This is a genomic window from Streptococcus shenyangsis (genome assembly GCF_006385785.1).
GTDB lineage: Bacteria > Bacillota > Bacilli > Lactobacillales > Streptococcaceae > Streptococcus > Streptococcus shenyangsis.
In genome coordinates this window covers 102,627-125,741 of record NZ_VFSH01000005.1, presented here as the reverse complement: position 1 = coordinate 125,741, position 23,115 = coordinate 102,627, and the positions used below count along the sequence as shown (strand labels likewise).

The 23,115-nt window shown below is 34.1% G+C and carries 15 protein-coding genes and 2 pseudogenes; all 17 read left to right on the top strand.

Going from position 1 to position 23,115, the window contains the following annotated elements:
* Positions 1–722 (top strand): LPXTG cell wall anchor domain-containing protein (locus FJR77_RS10515; protein WP_140833586.1); only part of this gene is annotated, 722 nt, incomplete at its 5' end.
* Between the two features lie 709 nt (positions 723–1,431).
* A complete protein-coding gene (locus FJR77_RS10450; RefSeq protein WP_308851410.1) occupies positions 1,432–2,061 on the top strand; it encodes a CatB-related O-acetyltransferase in 630 nt (209 codons plus the stop codon).
* A gap of 116 nt (positions 2,062–2,177) precedes the next feature.
* Entirely contained in the window at positions 2,178–3,062 is an 885-nt protein-coding gene (locus tag FJR77_RS05355; protein WP_140833592.1) for a glycosyltransferase family 2 protein, read from the top strand.
* 467 nt (positions 3,063–3,529) lie between these two features.
* Positions 3,530–5,626, top strand: a complete 2,097-nt coding sequence (locus FJR77_RS05350; protein WP_140833584.1) for a glycosyltransferase — start codon at positions 3,530–3,532, stop codon at positions 5,624–5,626.
* The gene (locus tag FJR77_RS05345) at positions 5,616–6,482 is read left to right on the top strand and encodes a DapH/DapD/GlmU-related protein (protein ID WP_140833582.1); all 867 of its coding nucleotides are present in this window, start codon (positions 5,616–5,618) and stop codon (positions 6,480–6,482) included. Before FJR77_RS05350 ends, FJR77_RS05345 begins: the two co-directional genes overlap by 11 nt.
* Before the next feature lie 116 nt (positions 6,483–6,598).
* Positions 6,599–6,727 (top strand): annotated as a pseudogene (locus FJR77_RS10445) (glycosyltransferase family 2 protein); the annotation flags it as partial.
* Positions 6,728–7,332: 605 nt separating this feature from the next.
* Entirely contained in the window at positions 7,333–8,553 is a 1,221-nt protein-coding gene (locus tag FJR77_RS05335) for a glycosyltransferase family 8 protein (protein WP_140833580.1), read from the top strand.
* Between the two features lie 12 nt (positions 8,554–8,565).
* Positions 8,566–9,777 (top strand): glycosyltransferase family 8 protein, encoded by a 1,212-nt coding sequence (locus tag FJR77_RS05330; protein ID WP_140833578.1) that lies wholly within the window; start codon positions 8,566–8,568, stop codon positions 9,775–9,777.
* Positions 9,778–10,016: 239 nt separating this feature from the next.
* Complete coding sequence (locus tag FJR77_RS05320; RefSeq protein WP_140833577.1) at positions 10,017–11,027, top strand: sugar transferase; 1,011 nt, start codon at positions 10,017–10,019, stop codon at positions 11,025–11,027.
* Positions 11,028–11,036: 9 nt separating this feature from the next.
* Positions 11,037–13,475, top strand: a complete 2,439-nt coding sequence (locus FJR77_RS05315) for an SP_1767 family glycosyltransferase (protein ID WP_140833576.1) — start codon at positions 11,037–11,039, stop codon at positions 13,473–13,475.
* A 29-nt stretch (positions 13,476–13,504) separates the two neighbouring features.
* Positions 13,505–14,734, top strand: a complete 1,230-nt coding sequence (locus FJR77_RS05310) for a glycosyltransferase (protein ID WP_140833574.1) — start codon at positions 13,505–13,507, stop codon at positions 14,732–14,734.
* Positions 14,735–14,790: 56 nt separating this feature from the next.
* Positions 14,791–15,912, top strand: a pseudogene (locus tag FJR77_RS05305) (glycosyltransferase).
* Positions 15,913–15,977: 65 nt separating this feature from the next.
* The gene (secY2, locus tag FJR77_RS05300) at positions 15,978–17,195 is read left to right on the top strand and encodes an accessory Sec system protein translocase subunit SecY2 (RefSeq protein WP_020900722.1); all 1,218 of its coding nucleotides are present in this window, start codon (positions 15,978–15,980) and stop codon (positions 17,193–17,195) included.
* A 9-nt stretch (positions 17,196–17,204) separates the two neighbouring features.
* Complete coding sequence (gene asp1 / locus FJR77_RS05295; RefSeq protein WP_140833572.1) at positions 17,205–18,785, top strand: accessory Sec system protein Asp1; 1,581 nt, start codon at positions 17,205–17,207, stop codon at positions 18,783–18,785.
* Positions 18,769–20,304: an accessory Sec system protein Asp2 gene (gene asp2, locus FJR77_RS05290; protein WP_140833570.1), complete on the top strand. Its 1,536-nt coding sequence runs from the start codon at positions 18,769–18,771 to the stop codon at positions 20,302–20,304. The genes asp1 and asp2 overlap by 17 nt, the downstream gene beginning before the upstream one ends.
* Positions 20,301–20,741, top strand: coding sequence for an accessory Sec system protein Asp3 (asp3, locus tag FJR77_RS05285; RefSeq protein ID WP_140833568.1), 441 nt, complete (start codon positions 20,301–20,303; stop codon positions 20,739–20,741). Before asp2 ends, asp3 begins: the two co-directional genes overlap by 4 nt.
* Positions 20,734–23,106 carry an accessory Sec system translocase SecA2 gene (gene secA2, locus FJR77_RS05280; protein ID WP_140833566.1) on the top strand — a complete coding sequence of 791 codons (2,373 nt, stop codon included), beginning with the start codon at positions 20,734–20,736 and terminating at the stop codon, positions 23,104–23,106. The genes asp3 and secA2 overlap by 8 nt, the downstream gene beginning before the upstream one ends.
* The last annotated feature ends 9 nt before the right edge of the window (positions 23,107–23,115 follow it).

Genomic DNA, 23,115 nt, shown 5'->3' with positions numbered 1-23,115 from the left:
CATCAGCTTCTGAATCAGCATCAACAAGTGCGTCAGAATCAGCGTCAACAAGTGCATCTGAGTCAGCATCAACAAGTGCATCTGAGTCAGCAAGCACATCAGCTTCTGAATCAGCATCAACAAGTGCGTCAGAATCAGCGTCAACAAGTGCATCTGAGTCAGCATCAACAAGTGCGTCAGAATCAGCAAGTACATCAGCATCTGAGTCAGCATCAACAAGTGCTTCAGAATCAGCAAGCACATCGGCATCTGAGTCAGCGTCAACAAGTGCATCTGAATCAGCAAGCACATCAGCTTCTGAGTCAGCAAGTACATCAGCTTCAGAATCGGCATCAACAAGTGCGTCAGAATCAGCAAGCACAAGCGCTTCTGAATCAGCATCAACAAGTGCTTCAGAATCAGCAAGCACATCAGCATCTGAATCAGCATCAACAAGTGCATCTGAGTCAGCATCAACAAGTGCGTCAGAATCAGCAAGCACATCAGCTTCAGAATCGGCATCAACAAGTGCGTCAGAATCAGCATCAACAAGTGCTTCAGAATCAGCGTCAACAGACACATTATCTTCTGAAACACCATCAGAATCAGCAGGTAAGTCAAGACAGCAATTGCCAAATACAGGTACAGAAGCTTCTAAGTCATCTGCACTCCTTGGAGCTTTGGCAGCTGTGACTGGTCTAGGTCTGTTTGCGAAACGCCGTAAACGTGATGATGAAGAATAATCGGATTAAAAATACATAGAAAGTATTGTTATTTCGATTTATGAAAAATCCCTTGGATGAAAACTCATCCAGGGGATTTTTTGCATTATTTCGTCGTAAATGTCCACTAATGATCGATAGTTGTATTCGCATTTTTCCTGTACGATTGTAGCCTATGGTAAACAAGACTTTAAGACCTCACTTTACTTGTTGATTAATATCCTTGAAGAAATAAAACTTCATCGGCATGACCTTGAATTGTGTATGATTATATTTCCGAGTTGTTAATTGTATGTAAGTTGCTTTTATTATAAGGCTATTTGTGGTAAGATGTATATAATAACAGAACGCTATATAGTACCTCTATATTAATGGTTAGTAACATTAAATTTGTATAAAAGTTTTAGTTGGATGACAAGTTATTCATATTGTAGACACACTGATAGATATAGTCAATTTAGTTGAAGGGAGAGAGTTTTAATTGCTATCTGGAAAATTCTGTCTATTTTCACATAAAAATAAGCAACACCAACGTTATTTTCAATTCTTATCTGATGGTAAGATTAGAGATATTGGTGGAGCAGGTCATGATAATGAGCGGTTTTGGAAATTAGAAGATTACAAACTTAAATTATATTCTAAGTCAGAGCAACTAACAGCAGTTTTTGAGTGTTGCTATGAAGAAGTAGGTTATTCCTACTGGGAAGGTTTACATCAGGAAACGATTCCCTTGGAAATACGAATATATGATTCGCGTCCAGATTTATTTGATTACCTGACAAAATATACTTGTCGCTATTTGATTGATTACGGAGCCTTAATAGTAGGGAAACATACGTATGGCATTCCACAATTAATTGACTATGACCACGGAGGTCAAGTTATAATTGGTGATTATTGTTCTATTGGGCATAATGTTCAATTTATCACTGCAAATCATGATTTAGAGTTGATTACAACTTATCCATTCAAGAGTTTAGAGGTGTTTTACACGGATGAGTCATTGCAGATGACTGATGACCATATTTTGAAAAGTCCAACTCGAGTTGGTAATGATGTTTGGATTGGTAACAATGCTCAAATCATGGCTGGGGTAACTATTGGAGATGGTGCAGTCATAGCAGCAGGGGCTCTAGTGACCAAGGATGTAGAACCATATGCTGTTGTAGGAGGCAATCCAGCCAAAGTGATTCGTTATCGAATCGCAGAGCCTATTTTCCGTGAACAGATGTTAGAAATTGCGTGGTGGAATTGGCCAGAAGACATTATTTCTGAACGATTGGATAAAATCATGAGTAAGGATATATCAGAATTTATAAGAGAATACTTACCAAATGCAGGGAAAGTTAAATGTGATTAATCTGTTATTAGAAATATTAGAATTAATTTAGAGCATATCTTAAAAAATGCCTACTATACTGAAATCGACTTTGTTTTTTATATATTGCATTAGAAAAGGAGTATATGATTAAAATGATGGAAAAAATTAGTGTTATCATTCCTGTTTATATGTCAGAACTATATCTTGAAAAATGCTTGGATAGTATCGTTCAACAAACCTATCAAAATCTTGAAATTATTTTGATTAATGATGGCTCAACAGATGGTTCAGCAGCAATCTGTCAACGTTATCAAAATCAAGATGAACGTGTTAAAGTCTATCATAAAAGAAACGGTGGGGTTTCTTCTAGCCGCAATCGTGCCTTGGAAGTTGTAACTGGGGATTATATCGTTTTTGTAGATAATGATGACTGGTTGGAGTTGGATCATATCCAAAATCTTTATGATTTATTGAAAAAAACAGATGCAGATATTGCAATCGGAAACTTTACTCAATTTTTAGATGATCAAGCTAGTTTTTTGATTCATGTAGGAACAGATGATTATTTTGAGAAGACTTATACGCCATTTGAATGGTTTTGCCATCAATATGACAGTAAGTATAATTTCAGTCAATGCTTCACAGTTCCGTGGGCGAAGTTATACAAGACGGAGTTGTTTAAAGATATTGTATATCCAACAGATAAAAGTGTAGAGGATGATTACACAACTTATAAAGTTTATCTTCAGACAGATAAAATTGCTTTTATGAATAAGGCTATTTATATCCATAGAAAACGTTCTACAAGTGTTACAAGGACAGTCAATCTTGCAGATGTATATCCCTTAAAGAGTATTGAAGAACGTATGACTATTCTCCAATTGATTGGAGCTCCTCAGGAGTTATTGGATAGAGAAATTCAAGCTTATAAATGGCGATTATCTATTCATGAAGAAGAAACTCTTAAACATGGAGATGTGGAATCTTATCAACAAATTTTGGTCAAAAAAGCAATTGCAGCTAAATATTTTAAAGGTTAGTAAAACACATTTTACAAATTTGTTTTTCTTTATTTTTAGATAGAAAAAGTGGCTTATACTCAAAAATTAGAATGTTATCTAATTTTTGATGTGGGTCGCTTTTTTACGTTTATTAGATAGCTATTCTAAAATAATAAGGCTAGTTATATCAATAAATTCCTAAAAGATACTTGATATGCATATAGACGAGTCATTTTTTAGATGTCTGAGATGAATTAAAAATTTATCTTTAGGATTGATCATTCGAAAATGTTATTGTGTAACTGCAGTAAGATTATAACGCTAAATATTTTAAATTATTCAACTTATATTTTTGCACTATTATACAATTTTTAGTTTAATTATAATTTGATACTGTATGAACGATTCTATCAATGAAATAAATATATTTTTTTAACTTGGAAATTCCTTAATAGCTTAAAAAATAGCAAAAAAATGTTATAATATTAGGAAAGGAGAATAGCTTCATGACTGAAAAAATTACGGTAATTGTACCAGTTTACAATGTTGAAAATTACCTAAATAAATGTTTGGATAGTTTAATTAACCAAACTTATAAAAATCTTGAAATTATCGTTATCAATGATGGCTCTACAGATAATTCGGGTAAAATTTGTCAAGAGTATGCACAAAAAGATAATCGAATTATTTATATTGAAAAAGAAAATGGTGGTCAATCTGAAGCACGAAATATGGGCTTGGATCGAATGACAGGATCTTATGTTACCTTTGTTGATTCAGATGATTGGGTTGAGCCGGATTATGTAGAAGTTCTATATAATAAATTAATTGAGTATCAGGCAGATATTGCAGTTGGGAATTATTACTCATATAATGAACAGGAAGGGATATTCTACTTCCATATATTTGGAAGTTCCTATTATGAGAAAGTGTATGATAATGTCTCTATTTTTGAAAATTTTTATGAATCAGAACATATGAAGAATTTTGCTTTGCTTTGTGTTGGTGGAAAGCTTTATAAAGCAGATTTATTTAGGGAGCTACGTTTTGAAGTAGGTAAATTAGGTGAAGATGGATATCTCAATCAAAAGATTTATTTACTTGCTGAAAAGACAATCTATTTGAATGCAGGTTTATATGCTTACCGCCAGAGAGAAGGAAGTAGTTCTAGGTCGTGGACTGAAAAGTGGATGCATGCTTTAGTAGATGCGATGTCGGAACGTATTACTTTACTAGCTAGTTTAGGCTATCCTTTAGAAAAGCACTTGGCAGTTTATAGTAAGATGTTAGATAGCGTACTATCTAATGGTCAAGCTAGTACCTTATCGGATACTAATACATACAAGGAACTTGCTGCTAAAAAAGTGGTTTTAAGTCAATTAACTACTGAAAAGACAATAGATAAAAAAGCTGTTGTCCTTGCAGCAAATTATGCCTATGTCGAGCAGGTCATGACGACTATTAAGTCCATTTGCTATCATAATCGCTCGATTCGGTTTTATCTGATTAATAGTGATTTTCCTAATGAATGGTTTAAACAATTAAACAAGCGATTGGAAAGATATGACTCAGAGATTATCAATTGTCGGGTTACTTATGAGCAAATTTCGCGTTATAAAACAGATATTAGTTACACAGTATTTTTGCGTTATTTTGTATCTGACTTTGTGCAAGAAGATAAGGCTCTCTATTTAGACTGTGACTTGGTAGTAACTAAAAATTTGGATAACTTGTTTGAAACAGATTTGCAAGACTATCCATTAGCAGCTGTTCGAGATTATGGAGGAAGAGTATACTATGGCAGGGAAATGTTCAATGCGGGTGTTTTACTAATCAACAATCGTTTGTGGAAACAAGAAAACATGTCCCAACGTTTGATAGATTTGACAAATGAGTGGCATGATAAGGTAGATCAAGCGGATCAGAGTATTTTAAATATGCTCTTTGAAAATAGATGGATAGAGATGGAATTTGACAATAACCATGTTGTGATTCATAAGCAATTCACAGATTATGAGTTACCAGCAGGTCAAGATTATCCTGGTATTATCCACTATCTCTCACATAGAAAGCCGTGGTTTGATTTAGCTGCGCAGAGCTATCGTGATGTTTGGTGGTATTATCATAGTCTGGAATGGACAGAGTTGGGCCAAAATCATCATTTACATCCACTACAAAAATCACATATCTATCCTATCAGAGAACCGTTTACTTGTTTAATTTATACGTCTTCAGATCAGATTGAACAAATTGATACATTGATTCAATCCTTGCCTAATATTCAATTTAAGATTGCAGCTAGAGTGATGGTCAGTGATCGTTTGAAACAATTGTTGGTCTATCCAAATGTAACTGTTTATGCTGGGATCAATTATTTAGTAGAACTGGATCAAGAATTAATTGAGACTAGTCAGGTGCTTTTAGACATTAATCATGGTGAAAAAACAGAGGAAATGTTAGATCAATTTTCAAAAAGAGGAAAGTTAATTTTAGCTTTTGAAAATACAAAATATCGTGAAATGGGACAGATAACCTACAAAGTAGAACAAGTTAAAGAAATGATTGAGAAATTAAGAGAAGTGGAAGAAAAACATGGATTTTAAAGATTCTGTAAAGTTATTAGGAGAGTTTCATCATATAGAGATTTCTCCTACTAGTACTATTGAATTAGGAACAGATGTTACATTCCGTTCATTTGTAAGTTTAGAAGTAGCTAATAATGCTAAATTAACACTAGGAAATAGAGTTTTCTTTAATGACCATTGTACGATTCGTTGTGGTAAAGAAATTGAAATTGGTAAGGATACCATGTTTGGAGATGGGGTGAGGATTTTTGACCATAATCATAAATACTCAAATTACCATATCGAAAAAATTCAATTTACTGCTGACAAAATAACGATAGGAAACAATTGTTGGATTGGAACCAATGTTGTCATTTTAAAAGGAGTGACTATTGGAGATAATGTCATAATTGGAGCAAATGCTCTGATTTATAAAGATATACCAGCTAATTCTATCGTTACTTCTCAAGAGGATTTGAAAATCATTCCTAGGAACCAACACCAATTTCATGTTTTTACTTTAACAGCTTCGGACACTTTAGAAAGCCTAGACTATCTTGTTCAAAATCTTCCAGAGGTAGCTTTCCATATAGCAGCTAAAACAAATATTTCGGATCATCTTGAAAGTTTCAATCGTTATGAAAACGTAAATATATACACAAATGTTCATCATGATGATATTATTGAGGACTTGTTGAAGAAATCAGATATTTATTTAGATATCAACCATTGGGGAGAGGTGGATGGTATTGTTAATAGAGCAATAGAACAGAATAAACCTGTCTATACTTTTGAGAATACTAGTCATGATTCAAGTGGATATAGTAAAGTCTTTAGAACAGAAGATGCAAATGGAATGGTGACAGAGATACAAAAAATTTTAGGAGAAAAGTAATTATAGTATGGAAATGAATTAATCAGTATCGCAGATCCAGTCTATAACGTTGAGAATTATTTACGAATGTACTTGGACAGTATTCAGAATCAGACGTATCAAAGTTTGAGGTTTTATTAATCAATGATGCCTCCCCAGACAATTCAGCATATATCTGTAGAGAATATCTTGCTAAGGATACTCGTTTCCGTTATTTTGAAAAAAGAAAATGGTGGATTATCTTCAGCGAGAAATATTGGAATTGAACGTTCGATAGTGACATATCTTACTTTTGTAGATTCTTCTTACTTAGAAACTTTATATGAACTGATGATAAAGTATAATGTAGATGTTTCAACAGTTTATTATGGTGCTTATGATGAGGAAAGAGCTTATGAATATGGAGATGAGTATGAGAATGTTTATAGTGGGAGAAAAGTAGTCGAACAGCTACCTAAATTTGAAGGGGGAGACTCAACGTTGCAAACTTCATGGTGTATATTGTCAAAACGTGAACTATTTGATCAAATAACATTTCCAGCAGGAAGGATTAAAGAAGATATAGGTACAAATTATAAGTTATTTATGCAAGTAAAAAAATAACTTATATATCGTATTCGAAAGATTAGCATTTCAAATAATGGTTTTTCAGAAAAAATGATTAGAGATAATCATGATTTGAGATTGGAAAGGATTACGATGGTAGCATAAAAAGATTACGATATAAGTCAGTACGTTTAACAACATCATTTTTATCTAGACTATTGGCATCGAATTGCAAATGAAAAAGGACTAGAAAACAGTATTGAAACTAAGAGGCTAGAGGAATTAGACTTTTTATTAACAGGGATAATCTATGAGGAGAAATAAAGTGAAAAAAGCAATCGTTCTTGGAGCAGATAATGGTTATTTAAATAAGCTAGAGACTACAATTAAGTCGGTATGTACGCATAATAGAAACTTAAAATTTTATATTTTTAATGATAATCTTCCGAGCGAATGGTTTCAAGTTATGAATAGACGATTAAAAGTAATTGATTCAGAAATTGTCAATGTCAAGATTTCGAATCATCAATTAGAGGGCTATCATCTTCCAAGTGCTTATTTATCCTACGCTACATTTTTTAAATATTTTATAGCAGATTTTGTAGTGGAAGAAGAAGCCTTATATCTTAATTCGGATATAGTAGTGACTCATTCGTTGGATGAACTATTTCAGGAAGAATTAGGAGACTATTGGATTGCTGGTGTTCGGGACTATTTTGTAAAAGGGTATGAAAATCGCTTTAATTCAGGAATGATGTTGATTAACGTTAGTAAATGGAGACAAGAAAATCTTTCTGCAAAACTAATTGAGCTAACAAATAAACATCATCAAGAAGTTTTTGGGGATCAAGGTATTCTCAATATGGTATTTGGGGAAAACTGGAAAAAATTGGATCGTAAATACAATTTTATGGTTGGTTTAGATAGTTTAATTCATATCGCTGTTGAGGCAACTCCAGAAGCACTATCATCGTGGTACAATTCAGCCCTTCCTGACGATGTTTTGCCTTATATCATCCACTATACAGGAGAGAAACCTTGGTTGCATATGAGTCAAAATCGTTATAGAGATATTTGGTGGTTCTATCAGGGGCTAGATTGTTCGGATATTTTGTTACGTAAAGAAAGGGTATTTCAGACATATCAAGATTTGACAGTTATTCCTAAGGCATACACAGCTATTTTTACAAATAGTTGTGAGCTGGAGCAAGTAGAATATTTAATAGAAAATTTACCAGATGTTCATTTTTCTATATTAGCTCATACTTGGGTTGCCTCTAATATTATTGATTTAATGAGATATCCTAATGTAACAGTTTATCAACAGTACAATCGTTTTTCTTATGATAAAGTAATGAAAAAATTAGATTTTTATTTAGATATAAACTATCATGATGAGATTGATGATATTACAAATGTAGTAATGAATATGAGGAAACCAGTGTTTTCTTTTTCAAATACAAATCATTGCAACGAGGGAGCTCAAGTATTTTCTCCTACCGATCCAGATAAAATGGTTCAGGAAATTAGAAAGTATATAGATTAAGAGGATGGATAAATGACAAAGAAAGTTATTGTTTTAGGTGCAGATAATGGCTATCAAGATAAGGTAGAAACAACAATTAAATCAATTTGTGCTCACAATCGTAATTTGAAATTTTATGTCTTTAATGATGATATTTCATCAGAATGGTTTCAATTAATGTCTAAACGACTGGAACCTTTATTATCTGAAATCGTTAATGTGAAAATAAGTGGTAATAGTTTAAGAGCTTATCATCTTCCATTGCCCCATTTAAGCTATGCAACATTCTTTCGTTATTTTATTCCTCAATTTGTAAAAGAGGAAAAGGCTCTCTATTTAGATTCAGATATTATAGTAAGAGGAGATATTGAAGAATTATTTTTGACTGACATGACGGATATTCCTATAAAAGCTGTTCAAGATGAGTTGGTTCCAAGCACGTTTAATGCTGGAGTAATGTTAATCAATGTTGAATTATGGAGAACAGAAGGAGTAACAGACAAACTTATTGAATTAACAAATGAATTTCATGATAGTTCTTTTGGAGATCAAGGAATTTTAAATAGATTATTTGAAAATCGTTGGTATGCTTTAGGTTCTTCATATAATTTCATGGTTGGAATGGATACAGTTGCAAAAAATTATCAAATTGATAGCTGGTATATCGATTCGTTGAAATTAGAAGATTCAGCAAAGATTATTCATTTTACAGGAGACAAACCATGGTATCAAGTGAATTTAAATCGCTTTAGAGAAGAGTGGTGGTTCTATTATTCTTTGGAATGGTCTGATATTGTGATGAGAAAGGCCGACTTTAAGAAGGGCTTAAACTCACTCATAGAAGCACCACTCTATCATACAGCTATCTTTACAAATACTTGCAATATAGAGCATCTGGAATACTTGATTAGAGAATTACCGCAGGTTCACTTTTCAATTCTGGCTCATACAGGATTTGCATCTGAAATTGTTGATTTACAACGATATTTAAATGTACGAATACTACCTTCATTCAATCCGATGAATTTCAAAAAGATTTTAGAAAAGATTGATTTCTATTTAGATATTAATCATGAAAATGAAATTGCTAATATTATTGAAGAGGTATATCAAATTGGAAAACCTATTCTTTCATTTGATAATACTTGTCATAATGTAGAAAAAGCAAGTTTTATCTGTGAATCTAAGAGACCGGAAAAAATGGTAGATGCGATTAAAGAAGTCTTAAATGTTGCCGGATACTAAAATACAGGTAGTTAAAGAATTGATACTTACTGGACATGGAAGATACTTCTAAGAGTTTCAAAGGTGGTCTATTCTAGTTAGTTTGGGTTATGATTTAATAAACCATATTTTGATTGACAGAAATCAATTAGATAGTTTTGAAGAAGAACAAAATATGCAGTTCACAGAGATTTATAGAAGAATGATGGAAAAATTGTCTTTACTTCCGTAGATACTAATAAAAGATGAGATAATACAATATGAAACTACATTTAACAAACTTATACGGCATGGCTAGTGATAGTACGGTTATTCTAGCACAAAATGCCGTGCAAAAGATAGCCAGTCAACTGGGTTTTAGAGAGGTTGGTATCTATTTTTATAACATTGCTTCAGATAGCCCTTCTGAAATGAATAAGCGTCTAGATGGGATTATGGCCAGTATTTCTATTGGTGATGTCTTAGTCTTTCAGTCTCCTACTTGGAATGGCTTTGAGTTTGATCGAGTCTTGTTTGATAAACTGAAGGATATGCAAGTGAAAATTATTTGCTTTATCCATGATGTTGTCCCCCTCATGTTTGATAGTAACTATTATCTCATGAATGAATACATGTATATGTATAATCTATCAGATGTTATAATCGTCCCATCAGAGAGGATGAAAGAACGTCTGATTGAAGAAGGATTGACAACTAAGAAGATTCTCGTTCAAGGTATGTGGGATCATCCTCATGATTTATCCTTATACACCCCATCTTTTAAAAAAGAACTCTTTTTTGCTGGAAGTTTAGAACGTTTTCCAGACTTACAAAATTGGTCTCAAGATACGCCTTTGAGAGTATTTTCAAATAAAGGAGAAGCTAGTTCCAATGCCAGAAATCTCAGCATTGAAGGATGGAAAAAAGACGAGGAACTATTGCTAGAATTATCAAAGGGTGGCTTTGGTCTTGTCTGGGGAACTCACCAAAATGATGGAGAAAGTAACCAATATTATACTCTGAATATATCTCATAAGGTTAGTACTTATCTAACCGCTGGTATCCCAGTCATTGTACCGAGTAGCTTATCAACTGCTAAATTTATAGTAGACCAAGGCTTGGGCTTTGTGGCAGATAGCCTAGAAGAAGTTCATGAGATAGTTGATAAAATGAATCTACAAGAATATCAAGAAATGACGAATCGTATCAAGACATTTAGCTATCTGCTAAAAGAAGGTTATTTCACTAAAAAGTTATTGGTAGATGCAATCTATCACTTAGGAATTGATTAAGAGAACAAGATGATTAAAACAATTGTATTAGCTGGTGATCGTAATTACACCACGCAGTTAGAAACAACTATAAAATCTATTCTATACCACAATTCAGATGTTAAGATTTATATTTTAAATCAAGATATTATGCCAGATTGGTTTCGCAAGCCACGCAAAATAGCTCGCATGTTAGGTAGTGAGATTATCGATGTTAAACTACCTGAACAGACTGTATTTCAGAATTGGAAAAAACAAGCTCACATTAGTTCGATTGCTTATGCTAGATATTTTATCCCAGATTATATACAAGAAGATACGGTTTTGTATTTGGATTGTGATTTAATTATCAATGATAAATTAGACAATCTATTTGAGCAGAATATAGAAGAACGTTATCTCGCAGCGATTAGAGATGCAAATGGTCAAGTTTTTAATACTGGTGTTCTACTAATCAATAATGAAAAATGGCGTCAAGAGAAACTAAAAGAACGACTAATTGAACAGTCTATCCTAACAACAAAGGAAGTTGAAGAAGGTCGTTTTGAACATTTTAATGGAGATCAAACGATTTTCAATCAAGTCTTGCAAGATGATTGGTTGGAGCTAGGTCGAGCTTATAATTTACAAGTAGGATATGATGGTGTTGCTTTGTATAATAATTGGCAGGAACATCTAGCTTTTAATGACAAACCAGTGGTGATTCATTTTACGACCTACAGAAAGCCTTGGACTACCTTGATAGCCAATCGTTATCGTGATTTATGGTGGGAATTCCATGATTTGGAATGGAGTCAGATTTTACAACACCATATAGGAGAGTTTGAACTTCTACCTCGTCTAGATAGAGAATTTTCGTGTTTAACTTTAACTAATTCCCAAGATTTAGAAGGAATAGAGGAGCTGGTTACAGCTCTACCAGATGTGGTATTTCATATTGCGGCTTGGACGGATATGGGTGATAAGCTAACAAAATTAGCTGTATATGATAATGTGAGATTGCATCCACAGATTGTTCCACCTGTACTAGATAAGCTGAAACAATCAACAAATCTATATTTGGATATCCATCAGGGATTGGAAGTTGAAAGTATCTTGAAAGATGTTGATAAACTTGGGATTCCTATCCTAAGCTTTTCCAATACACAGCATGGAATGTATAACCAAATGGTATTTGACAAAGAAGATATCAATTTAATAATAGAAGCTATCAAAGACTATGCTAGCCATTCTCGGTTTTTAAAAGATTATAATCAGGGGACATTTCATTGCTTAATATTTACAGATACACAAGACATTGAACAATTAGACTATTTAGCTCAATATCTTCCACATGTTATTTTTGATGTCGCAGCCTGGACAGATATGGGGCCTAAGTTATATGAACTACAAAATAACTATCGAAATATTCGTTTACATCCAGCTATAACTATAGAAAAATTAGAACAATTAAAAGTAAGAATGGGATTGTATTTAGATATTAGCTGTGGTCATTCAACACATGATATTGTGAAGTCAGCTCATGAAATGAATAAAATCATTTTCTCTTTTGATAGTACCCAACATGGCTTCTTTGGACAACAGATATATTCTTCAAAATCACCTGAACGTATGGTGGAAGACATTGAAAATCTTATTTCTGGAACATTTCAAGCAAGAACACCAGCGATTATAGTTAAGGGTATTGATCAAACTCTAGATTATATAATAGAAAACCAATCTTCTATTATCCGTTTTGGAGATGGAGAGATGGATTTAATGTTAGGGAAATCTATTCCTTATCAAGTATATGATGAGAATCTTGCAAGTCAGTTGAAAGAGATTATTTCTCTTCAAAGTGATGAAAAATTAGTTATCGGCTTACCAAATGTATTTGCTGATCGTTCTAATTTTACACCAGCAGCGGAAGCCTTCTGGAAGGGACATTTAGAACATCATTTAAAAGATTATGTAGAATTAGCTAGAGCAGATTGGTATGGGACTACATTTGTATCTAGACCCTACATTGATTATGTGGATAAATCTCAATCATTTAGTCAATTTGAAAAATTAAAACAAATTTGGAAGGATAAGGACATTCTGATTGTAGAAGGAGTAACTTCTCGTTCAGGTGTAGGTAATGATTTATTTGATGGAGCAAATTCAATTAAGCGGATTATCTGTCCCTCCCATAATGCTTATGCGCGTATAGAAGAGATTCAAGAAGCTGTATTACAGTATGCTGAAAATCGCCTTATTTTATGTATGCTTGGTCCTACAGCTAAAATTTTATCCTATAATCTTTTTAAGAAGGGGTATCGGGTTCTAGATATTGGTCATATTGATTCAGAGTATGAATGGATGAAAATGGGAGCTGATACAAAGGTTAAATTGCATCACAAGCATACTGCGGAACATAATTTTGATCAAGATATTGAATTTATAGAAGATGAGGCATATAATAGTCAAGTGCTCACTGTCTTATCGTAATGAATTACCTTAAACTTAAAGGAGATAAAATGTTAGAAGATAAAAAAGCTGTAGTTTTTGCAGGAGACTATGGATATATTAGACAGATTGAGACTGCCTTAAAATCTTTGTGTTATCACAATAGTGGTTTGAAAGTTTATATTTTCAATCAAGACATTCCTCAAGAGTGGTTTCGTTTCTTACGACCAAAATTACAAGAAATAGGAAGCGACTTGATTGATTGTAAGTTAATTGGTCCCCAATTTCAAATGAACTGGTCAAATAAATTGCCTCATATCAATCATATGACCTTTGCACGCTATTTTATACCAGATTTTGTAACAGAAGATAAAGCTCTCTATCTAGATAGTGATTTGATTGTAACTGGTGATTTGACCGATTTGTTTGAACTAGATTTAGGTGAAAATTATCTGGCAGCAGCACGTTCTTGTTTTGGAGTAGGAATTGGCTTTAACGCTGGTGTTCTTTTAATCAATAATAAAAAATGGAAATCTGAAAATGTTCGACAAAAATTGATTGAATTAACAGAAAAAGAACATGAAAATGTGGCAGAAGGAGATCAGTCCATTTTAAATATGCTCTTTCATGATTGTTACAAAGATTTAGATTGGAATTACAATTTTCAAATAGGATTTGACTATGGTGCTGCAGCACATAATCATGAATTTATTTTTCAGATTTCATTAAATCCATTACCGACAATTTTACATTTCTTATCTCAGGATAAACCTTGGAATCAATTTTCTGTAGGTAGATTAAGGGAAGTTTGGTGGCATTATAACTTACTCGAGTGGTCTGAAGTTGTTAAACATTGGAGTGAACAAGGTCTTTGTTACACTGTTGAAGAATATCTACCAAAATTTCACTGTGTCAATTTAACTAATTCTTGGAATGTTGAAAAAATTGACTATCTTATTCAGAAATTGCCCAATGTCCATTTTCATCTTGCGGCATTTACAAATATGTCAGGTGAGCTGCTTTCTCTTTCTCGTTTTCATAATGTGACTTTATATCCAAATATATTGCCTCTTTTAGTAGAGAAAATAGTTGAGAAATCAGACTTATATTTAGATATTAATCATGACGGAAAAATGGACATAGTTTATGAGTATGTAAAAAAACATCAAAAACCAATGTTAACATTTGATAACACATATTTCTCTGGTATACCTGAGGAAAGATATGTTGGGATTTGCCATCATGATAGACCTGATGATATGGTAGAAATGATTAAGAATTTTATGGAAGGAAAGTCATAAGAAAATTAATTGTCTTAGCAGCGGATAATGCTTATTTAGTTTAGTTAGAGACAACAATTAAGTCGATTCTTTGTCATAATACAGAAGTTGATTTTTATATTTTAAATAGTGATATAGCACCAGAATGGTTTAAGTTATTAGTTCCTAAATTAAAATATTTTGATTCCAGTATTAAAAATATTCGTTTGGATTCTAGTGACTTTAAAGATTTTAAAACGGCAAATTCTATAAACTATGCTACATTTTATAGATTTTTAATCCCTAACATTATTGAAGAAGGTAGAGCTTTATATCTTGATTGTGAGTGGTGATTTAAGTCCCTTATTTGAATTAGATTTTAATGGCTATTCTATAGCAGCAGTACAGGACAAATATGGATAGGAACTTTCTATTAATGGTTTCATGCTGGAGTATTATTAATCAATAATGATATGTGGAGAGATCAAAATATTACGCATGAGTTATTGGTATTGACAGAAGAAAAGCAAGATCAAGTTCAAATGGCAGACCAAAGTATCTTAAATATTTATTTTGAGACTAGATGGTTACATTTAGATTACAAGTTTAATCAATTAACTGGTTTGGATTTTCTACATATGTCAGGGAAAATAGAAAATTTAAATAAAAAGTGGCCGGTAATTACGCATTTTGCAGATCCTGATAAACCTTGGAAGACTTATAGTATATCGCGTCTTCGAGAACTGTGGTGGGTATATAGAGATTTAGATTGGTCTGAAATGATATCAGAAAAAGCAAATCTTAATTATTTTGAACGTAGTAACCAATCTAAGAAGAATGCTTTTATTGCAACATGGGTTTTAGAAGTAGAGCATTTAGAATATTTAATAAAGTCTTTACCAGATTGGCATTTTAATATCGGAGCTCCAGTATATTGTGCTCCTGCTTTAACTCATCTTTCAGTTTATGAAAATGTGAAACTTTATCAGAGTATCATTCATAATAGGATTGATTGGCTTTTAGATGATGCGACGGTCTATTTAGATATTAATCATGGAGCAGAGGTTTTGGATGTCTTGTCTAGGACCAGGGATAAAGAGATAAAAATATTTACTTTTGATAATACTAGGAAATTCTTAGATGATAGTATTTACAGTGGTATTTTCTCTGTAGATAGACCTGACGAAATGGTTAAAGCTATAAAGAGTTTGGAAAACTAGTCTTAAGTCAAGTACAAATTTTAACTATAGTGAAATTCAAACTAAGATTTAATAAGGAGTATTTCGTGAAAAAAATTTATTCATCAATAGCAGTAAAAAAGGGATTGATAACTTTATTTTTGCTGTTTATCTATGTATTGGGAAGCCGACTTACTCTTCCTTTTGTTGATTTGAACAGTAGAGACTTTCTAGGTGGTTCAACGGCATATTTGGCGTTTTCAACAGCACTACTAGGAGGGAATCTGAGAAGTTTGTCTCTGTTTTCTATAGGATTATCACCATGGATGTCGTCAATGATTCTATGGCAACTACTCTCTTTTTCTAAGAAATTGAATATTTCTTCAGGGGCAGTAGAAGTTCAAGATAGAAGAAAGATGTATTTAACACTAGTCATTGCTTTGATTCAATCTTTAGCGCTCTCATTGAATTTACCGATACAACATCTTTATTCCTCCTTATTAGTGATCATAATGAATACTCTGTTATTAATAGCTGGCTCCTTCTTTCTCATATGGTTATCAGATTTAAATGCTCAACTTGGAGTAGGTGGTTCTGTAGTTATTTTACTAGCTAGTATTATTTTAAATATTCCACAAGATATTATAAATACATTTCAGCTTGTTCGAATTTCTATGGGTGTAATGTTACTTATTGTATTGAGTAGTATTGTATTAATTTATATGATGGTACTTATGTATAGAGCGCGTTATCGTATACCAGTTCATAAGATTGGTTTACGTAGTCGATTTAAGCGCTATTCTTATTTGGAAATAATGTTAAATCCAGCTGGTGGTATGCCTTTTATGTATGTAATGAGTTTTTTAAGTTTACCTACCTATATCTTTTTATTGTTACAGACTCTTTTTCCGAAGTCATCAGTTTTCTCTGAACTATCGGCTCAATATGGAGTCGGAAAACCATTATGGATTTATTCATATATTGCCATGATTTTTTTATTTAGTATTGCCTTTGCTTTTGTCAATATGAGTGGAGACCAAATCTCAGATCGGATGAAGAAATCTGGAGAGTATATCTATGGAGTTTACCCAGGAGAGGAAACAAGTCATTTTATTAATCGATTAGTGTTGCGCTTTTCGATCATAGGAGGAATCTTTAATGTTTTGATGGCAGGTACTCCAATGTTATTTGTTTTATCTGATGAAAATTTATTGAGGATTGCTATGATTCCAGGTTTATTTATGATGTTCGGAGGTATGATTTTTACAATTAAAGATGAAATGAAAGCTCTGAGATTAAATGAAACTTATAAACCCTTGATTTAGGAGGTTTTTATGTATTATTTTATACCAGCTTGGTATGGTTCAAACCGCCAATGGCACGCTGATTTGACTCCATGGTATTATTCTCACTTTAAGCTTGAATTTGATGATACATTCAATCAAATTAGGCTTTTTCAAAGACAAGGGATACCGTCTCGACTACTAGTATTAGCCTATCAGCCACATTTGCGTTACTTTTTACATAGACATGGTGTATTAGAGACAGAAGTCTATTCTATCTTTGATGACATGCAAGACTTGCAAGACCCCCACACTCAGGTTCTCAATATAAGAGATATAGAGTGGGATAGTGATTGTCAATTTCTTTATAGTCCTTTTGCGATAGTGGTTCAAAAAAATGGTAAAAAGTATGCAAAGGTGGAGCATGGAGTAGAAGGATTTATCAGTGATATCCAATACTTTGATAAGAATGGCCAGATAAGTCAGCACTATATTATGGATGACCGTGGTTTTGTATCAAGTGTTATTTATTTCGAAGATGGACAGCCTACCTATCAGGACTATTTGAATCCTAAGGGGATTTGGAGATTTAGAGAGTATTTAAACGAGGGAGGCCGAGTAGAGGTAAATCCAATATTTGGCTATCAATTTAAACATCTTCACTACGCTGATATGAGTCAATTGGTTGCAGAGTTTTTTGATAAATATATTCAAAAGAAACAAAAAAAACAGGATATTTTCATTATCCCTTCTCATCCCTATCATGACCAATTTATCTTCAGTTGCCTACCAAGTGAAACTGCTAAAATATTGAGTCTTTTCATTAATAGGAATGCTCAAGCTAGTTTTAAAGACTTAGCTCTATCATTTGATCAGGCAGATATAGTCTTAGTAGATAGAGAAGATAGTTTACAACTCTTGCAGGAACTATATCCTACTCTATCGGATAAATTTTATCATCTTTCTCCTTTTGATACGCGTTTACGACTGGGAAGAAGTCAGACTAGAAAAGAATCGATTATTTATTATCAATTAGATTTTTCTGAAGGAATTGATAGACAAGCCTTATTTCAGGTCTTATCATTCATTGCTGAAACAAAAAATACAGAAGTTATTTTTGGTGCCTTTTCTGCTAGTCAGCAACAAATGGAAGAGGTAGAATCACTTGTCAATGAAATCATTCAGGAACAAATCCATACTGATAGTTTAAAAAAAGGAATAGATTACGGTGAGGCAGAAAATCCTTTAGAAGAAAATCAAGAGCAGGAATTACGTTTTCAATTTGTCAATATGAATGACGAGTTGGATTTGATTAAGACACTAGAGTTTGTTCGTTTGATTGTGGATCTCAATAAACAACCCCACCTCTATACCCAAATAGCGGGTATTAGTGCAGGGATTCCTCAGATTAATCAGGTCGAAACCGTCTATGTGGAACATTTGAAAAATGGTTATTTGATTTCAGATGTGACCGAATTTTCCAAGGCGGCACATTACTATACAGATAAACTGAAAGAATGGAACCAAGCATTAGTATACTCTATTGATAAAATCAAGGAGCATACTGGACAACGATTCTTAGATAAGTTGCATCACTGGATTGAGGAGGTTACAGATGTCAAAGGATTATAAGATCCTACAGATAGGGATTGATAATTGGGCTCATCATTATGAAATTCCTGAAAACATGGATTGGTATTACTTCTGTCCCAACTCACCGCTAGCCCTTCGTAAAATGATGGAAATGGAAGGGATAACCAGTTTTCATGCTATCTTAATAGAGGATGGACAGTATTTATCTGATTTACTGCCTTTTATTCATCATATTGAGCCTTACACTCTTTTTTATGATCAAGAGTTTAAGACGTCCGATTCGGTTATTTTTGATTTGTTAAAGCAGAGGTGTGCTCAGGCTATAGACTTCTCAGATCCTCAGCAATTAGTCAATGATTTGTCCACTTCTCTCTTTGGTGGAGGTTACGGTGATAAACTATTTCCATCTGGTATCCAAATTCATCCCTCCTTTAAAGGTTCTATTTCTTATCAAGGATTTGAACACGTGACTCTAGAAGGGAATTTTGGAGAGGATTTCCAACAACTAGCTTACTGGTCCTATAATTTTATGGTCGATAAAAACTTACCCATAGAACTATGGTTAGAGTACAAAAAACAAGGAAATTTTGAGTTTAGGTTGGTGATTCGCAAGATATGGAATGGTTCAGTGGATGAATTTTTTGAAGAGGAAGTTTATTTAGAAGCTGATTTAGAAAAAGCTATAATTATGGATAGTAAAGAGGCTAATTATTTGATATATATATCGATTGAAGGACGTGGTGAAGGCAAACTCCAGTTAGGGAATCTTCACCAACGTTGGAGCCGAAAACAGTTTGGGAAATTTGTCCTTGGTGGTAACATATTACATGACGAAAATCGAGATGAAATTAATTACTTTTTCCATCCAGGTGATTTTAAGCCACCTTTAGCTGTTTACTTTTCAGGTTTTCGTCCAGCTGAGGGATTTGAAGGATATTTTATGATGAAAAATTTAGGATGTCCATTTCTTCTATTTTCGGATCCTCGTCTTGTGGGTGGAGCCTTTTACTTAGGTAGTGAAGGATTAGAGAATAAGATTAAGGAAACCATTCAATATTATTTGGATTATCTTGGTTTGACATCTAAAGATTTAATTTTATCAGGCTTATCAATGGGAACTTTTCCATCGCTCTACTATGGAGCCACTTTTGAACCGCGTGCAGTTATTGTCGGGAAGCCACTAGCTAACATTGGGACTATTGCAAGACGAGGGCGTTTAGAGGCACCAGGAGTATTTAATACAGGATTTGATGTACTGAGACATCAGACGGGCGGAGTTAGTCCCCAGCATATGGAAGATCTGGATCAAACTTTTTGGAATGCTTTTAAAAAGGCTGATTTCACCCAGACAATTTTTGGTTTGTCCTATATGAAGGATGAAGATATGGACAGCAAAGCCTACGATCAGTTAGTAGAACATCTTTGCCATACAGGGGCTAAGATTTTGTCTAAAGGTACAGATGGACGACATAATGATGATACAGATACCAATGTTGCTTGGTTTCTACATTTTTACCGTATGATTTTGAAATCAGATTTTGGAAGGTTGGACAAATGATTATCAATCAGAGAACAGACATTAAGTGGGGCGAAGTAGGGGGGACATTTATGTATGGTAGTAAGGTAACCTATTATGAAGACAAACATATTAGTCTATATAATCCCTTAGTGACATCAGGAGAAATCTTAAAAACATGGTTTTCTAATGTCAATTACCAGGCTGCTCGTACTCAGCCTAGCCTCCCTTTGTTAAAAAGAAATCACGATTATCAATTATGCATGAATTTTGAATGCCAACCTACAAATGGAGTTTATACAAAGATTGCCTTTTTTGATAGATACGGAGATGTGATTGAAGAGAAAATTGAAAAAATGAAAGTCTTTGATTTTACTTATCCTGATGATACCTATACCTACCAAGTTTCCCTTCTAAGTGCTGGTTTTGAGTCCTTGGATTTCTATTCTTTTTCTATTAAGGAGATGAATCGTGTTTAAAGGTTTATATCAAGATTTCCAACTTCGTAAAGTCAAAAGAATTTTAAAGAAGATTAATGCCCTTAAAGGAACGATGAAGTCTTTATCAGACCAAGAACTAGCGGCAAAAACAGTGGAGTTTCGTCAACGTCTTGCTGAGGGTGAAACTCTTGACGACCTATTGGTAGAAGCGTTTGCAGTTGTTCGTGAAGCGGATAAACGTGTATTGTGCATGTTTCCCTATGATGTCCAAGTCATGGGAGGAATTGTTATCCATCAGGGAAATGTCGCTGAGATGAATACAGGTGAGGGAAAAACCTTGACAGCTACTATGCCTGTTTATCTCAATGCCCTGACAGGAAAAGGAACCATGCTGATTACCACCAATGACTATCTAGCTAAACGCGATGCTGAAGAGATGGGACAAGTTTACCGTTTCTTAGGATTGACAATTGGGGTACCTTTTACAGATGATCCTAAAGAGGAATTGACGTCAGAAGAGAAAAAAAGAATTTATGCATCAGATATCATTTATACAACTAATAGTAATTTAGGTTTTGATTATTTAAATGATAATCTAGCCTCAAATGAGGAAGGAAAATTTTTACGACCATTTGATTACGTCATTATTGACGAGATTGATGATATTCTATTGGACAGTTCTCAGACACCTCTGATCATTGCCGGAGCCCCGCGTGTTCAGTCTAATCACTACGGTATTATTGACACGCTGGTAACGACTTTGGTAGAAGGGGAGGACTATATCTTTAAAGAGGAGAAGGATGAAATCTGGCTCACTACCAAGGGGGCTAAGGCTGCTGAAAGTTTCTTAGGAATAGATCATTTTTATAAGGAAGAACATGCGGTCTTTGCTCGTCATTTAGTGTATGCGATTCGAGCCCATAAACTCTTTACCAAAGACAAGGACTATGTCATTCGTGGGAACGAAATGGTACTGGTAGATAAGGGAACAGGTCGTTTGTTGGAACAAACTAAACTTCAAGGAGGTCTTCATCAGGCCATTGAGGCAAAGGAACATGTCAAATTATCTCCAGAAACAAGGGCTATGGCTTCTATCACCTATCAGAGTCTTTTTAAGATGTTCAATAAGATATCTGGAATGACAGGGACAGGTAAGGTTGCAGAAAAAGAGTTTATTGAAACCTACAATATGTCTGTAGTGCGCATTCCAACCAATCGTCCTAGACAACGGATTGACTATCCAGATAATCTATACGTCACTTTACCTGAAAAAGTGTATGCTTCTTTGGAGTACATCAAGGAATACCATGCTAAGGGGAATCCCTTACTCGTTTTTGTAGGCTCAGTTGAAATGTCTCAGCTTTATTCGTCACTCTTGCTTCGAGAGGGAATTGCCCATAATGTTTTAAATGCTAACAATGCGGCGCGTGAGGCTCAAATCATCTCCGAGTCAGGTCAGATGGGGGCTGTGACAGTGGCTACCTCTATGGCAGGACGTGGGACGGATATCAAGCTTGGTAAAGGGGTCGCAGAACTTGGGGGTTTGGTTGTCATTGGAACGGAGCGGATGGAAAGTCAGCGGATCGACCTGCAAATTCGTGGACGTTCTGGTCGTCAGGGAGATCCTGGGATGAGTAAGTTCTTTGTATCTTTAGAGGACGATGTTATCAAGAAATTTGGCCCATCTTGGGTGCATAAAAAGTATAAAGACTACCAAGTCAAAGATATGACACAACCAGAGGTTCTTAAGGGACGCAAATATCGGAAATTAGTTGAAAGAGCTCAGCATGCCAGTGATAGTGCTGGACGTTCGGCACGTCGTCAGACTCTAGAATATGCGGAGAGTATGAATATTCAACGGGATATGATTTATAAGGAGCGTAATCGTCTAATAGATGGTTCTCGTGACTTAGAAGATGTTGTTGATGAAATCATTGCTAGCTACATAGATCAAGTGACTTCTTCAGACTATGAAAGCCGAGAGCTACTCTTCCACTTCATTGTGACCAATATTAGTTTTCATATTAAAGAAGTTCCAGACTATGTAAATGTGACTGACAAAACTGCAGTTCGTAACTTTATGAAACAGGTGATTGATAAAGAACTTTCTGAAAAGAAAGAATTGCTTGATCAACATGGTCTGTATGAACAGTATTTACGACTTTCTATGCTCAAGGCTATTGATGACAACTGGGTAGAGCAGGTAGACTATCTCCAACAGTTATCGATGGCTATCGGTGACCAGTCTGCTAGTCAGAAAAATCCAATCGTAGAGTATTATCAAGAAGCCTACGCGGGCTTTGAAGCTATGAAAGAACAAATCCGTGCGGATATGGTGCGTAATCTCCTGATGGGCTTGGTTGAAGTCACTCCTAAGGGTGAGATTATGACTCATTTCCCATAAAAAGAGGAA

Coding starts and splice junctions, on each gene's coding strand:
- FJR77_RS05355 (WP_140833592.1), top strand. CDS start 2,178: ATGGAAAAAATTAGTGTTATCATTCCTGTTTATATGTCAGAACTATAT.
- FJR77_RS05350 (WP_140833584.1), top strand. CDS start 3,530: ATGACTGAAAAAATTACGGTAATTGTACCAGTTTACAATGTTGAAAAT.
- FJR77_RS05345 (WP_140833582.1), top strand. CDS start 5,616: ATGGATTTTAAAGATTCTGTAAAGTTATTAGGAGAGTTTCATCATATA.
- FJR77_RS05330 (WP_140833578.1), top strand. CDS start 8,566: ATGACAAAGAAAGTTATTGTTTTAGGTGCAGATAATGGCTATCAAGAT.
- FJR77_RS05320 (WP_140833577.1), top strand. CDS start 10,017: ATGAAACTACATTTAACAAACTTATACGGCATGGCTAGTGATAGTACG.
- FJR77_RS05315 (WP_140833576.1), top strand. CDS start 11,037: ATGATTAAAACAATTGTATTAGCTGGTGATCGTAATTACACCACGCAG.
- FJR77_RS05310 (WP_140833574.1), top strand. CDS start 13,505: ATGTTAGAAGATAAAAAAGCTGTAGTTTTTGCAGGAGACTATGGATAT.
- asp1 (WP_140833572.1), top strand. CDS start 17,205: ATGTATTATTTTATACCAGCTTGGTATGGTTCAAACCGCCAATGGCAC.
- asp2 (WP_140833570.1), top strand. CDS start 18,769: ATGTCAAAGGATTATAAGATCCTACAGATAGGGATTGATAATTGGGCT.
- asp3 (WP_140833568.1), top strand. CDS start 20,301: ATGATTATCAATCAGAGAACAGACATTAAGTGGGGCGAAGTAGGGGGG.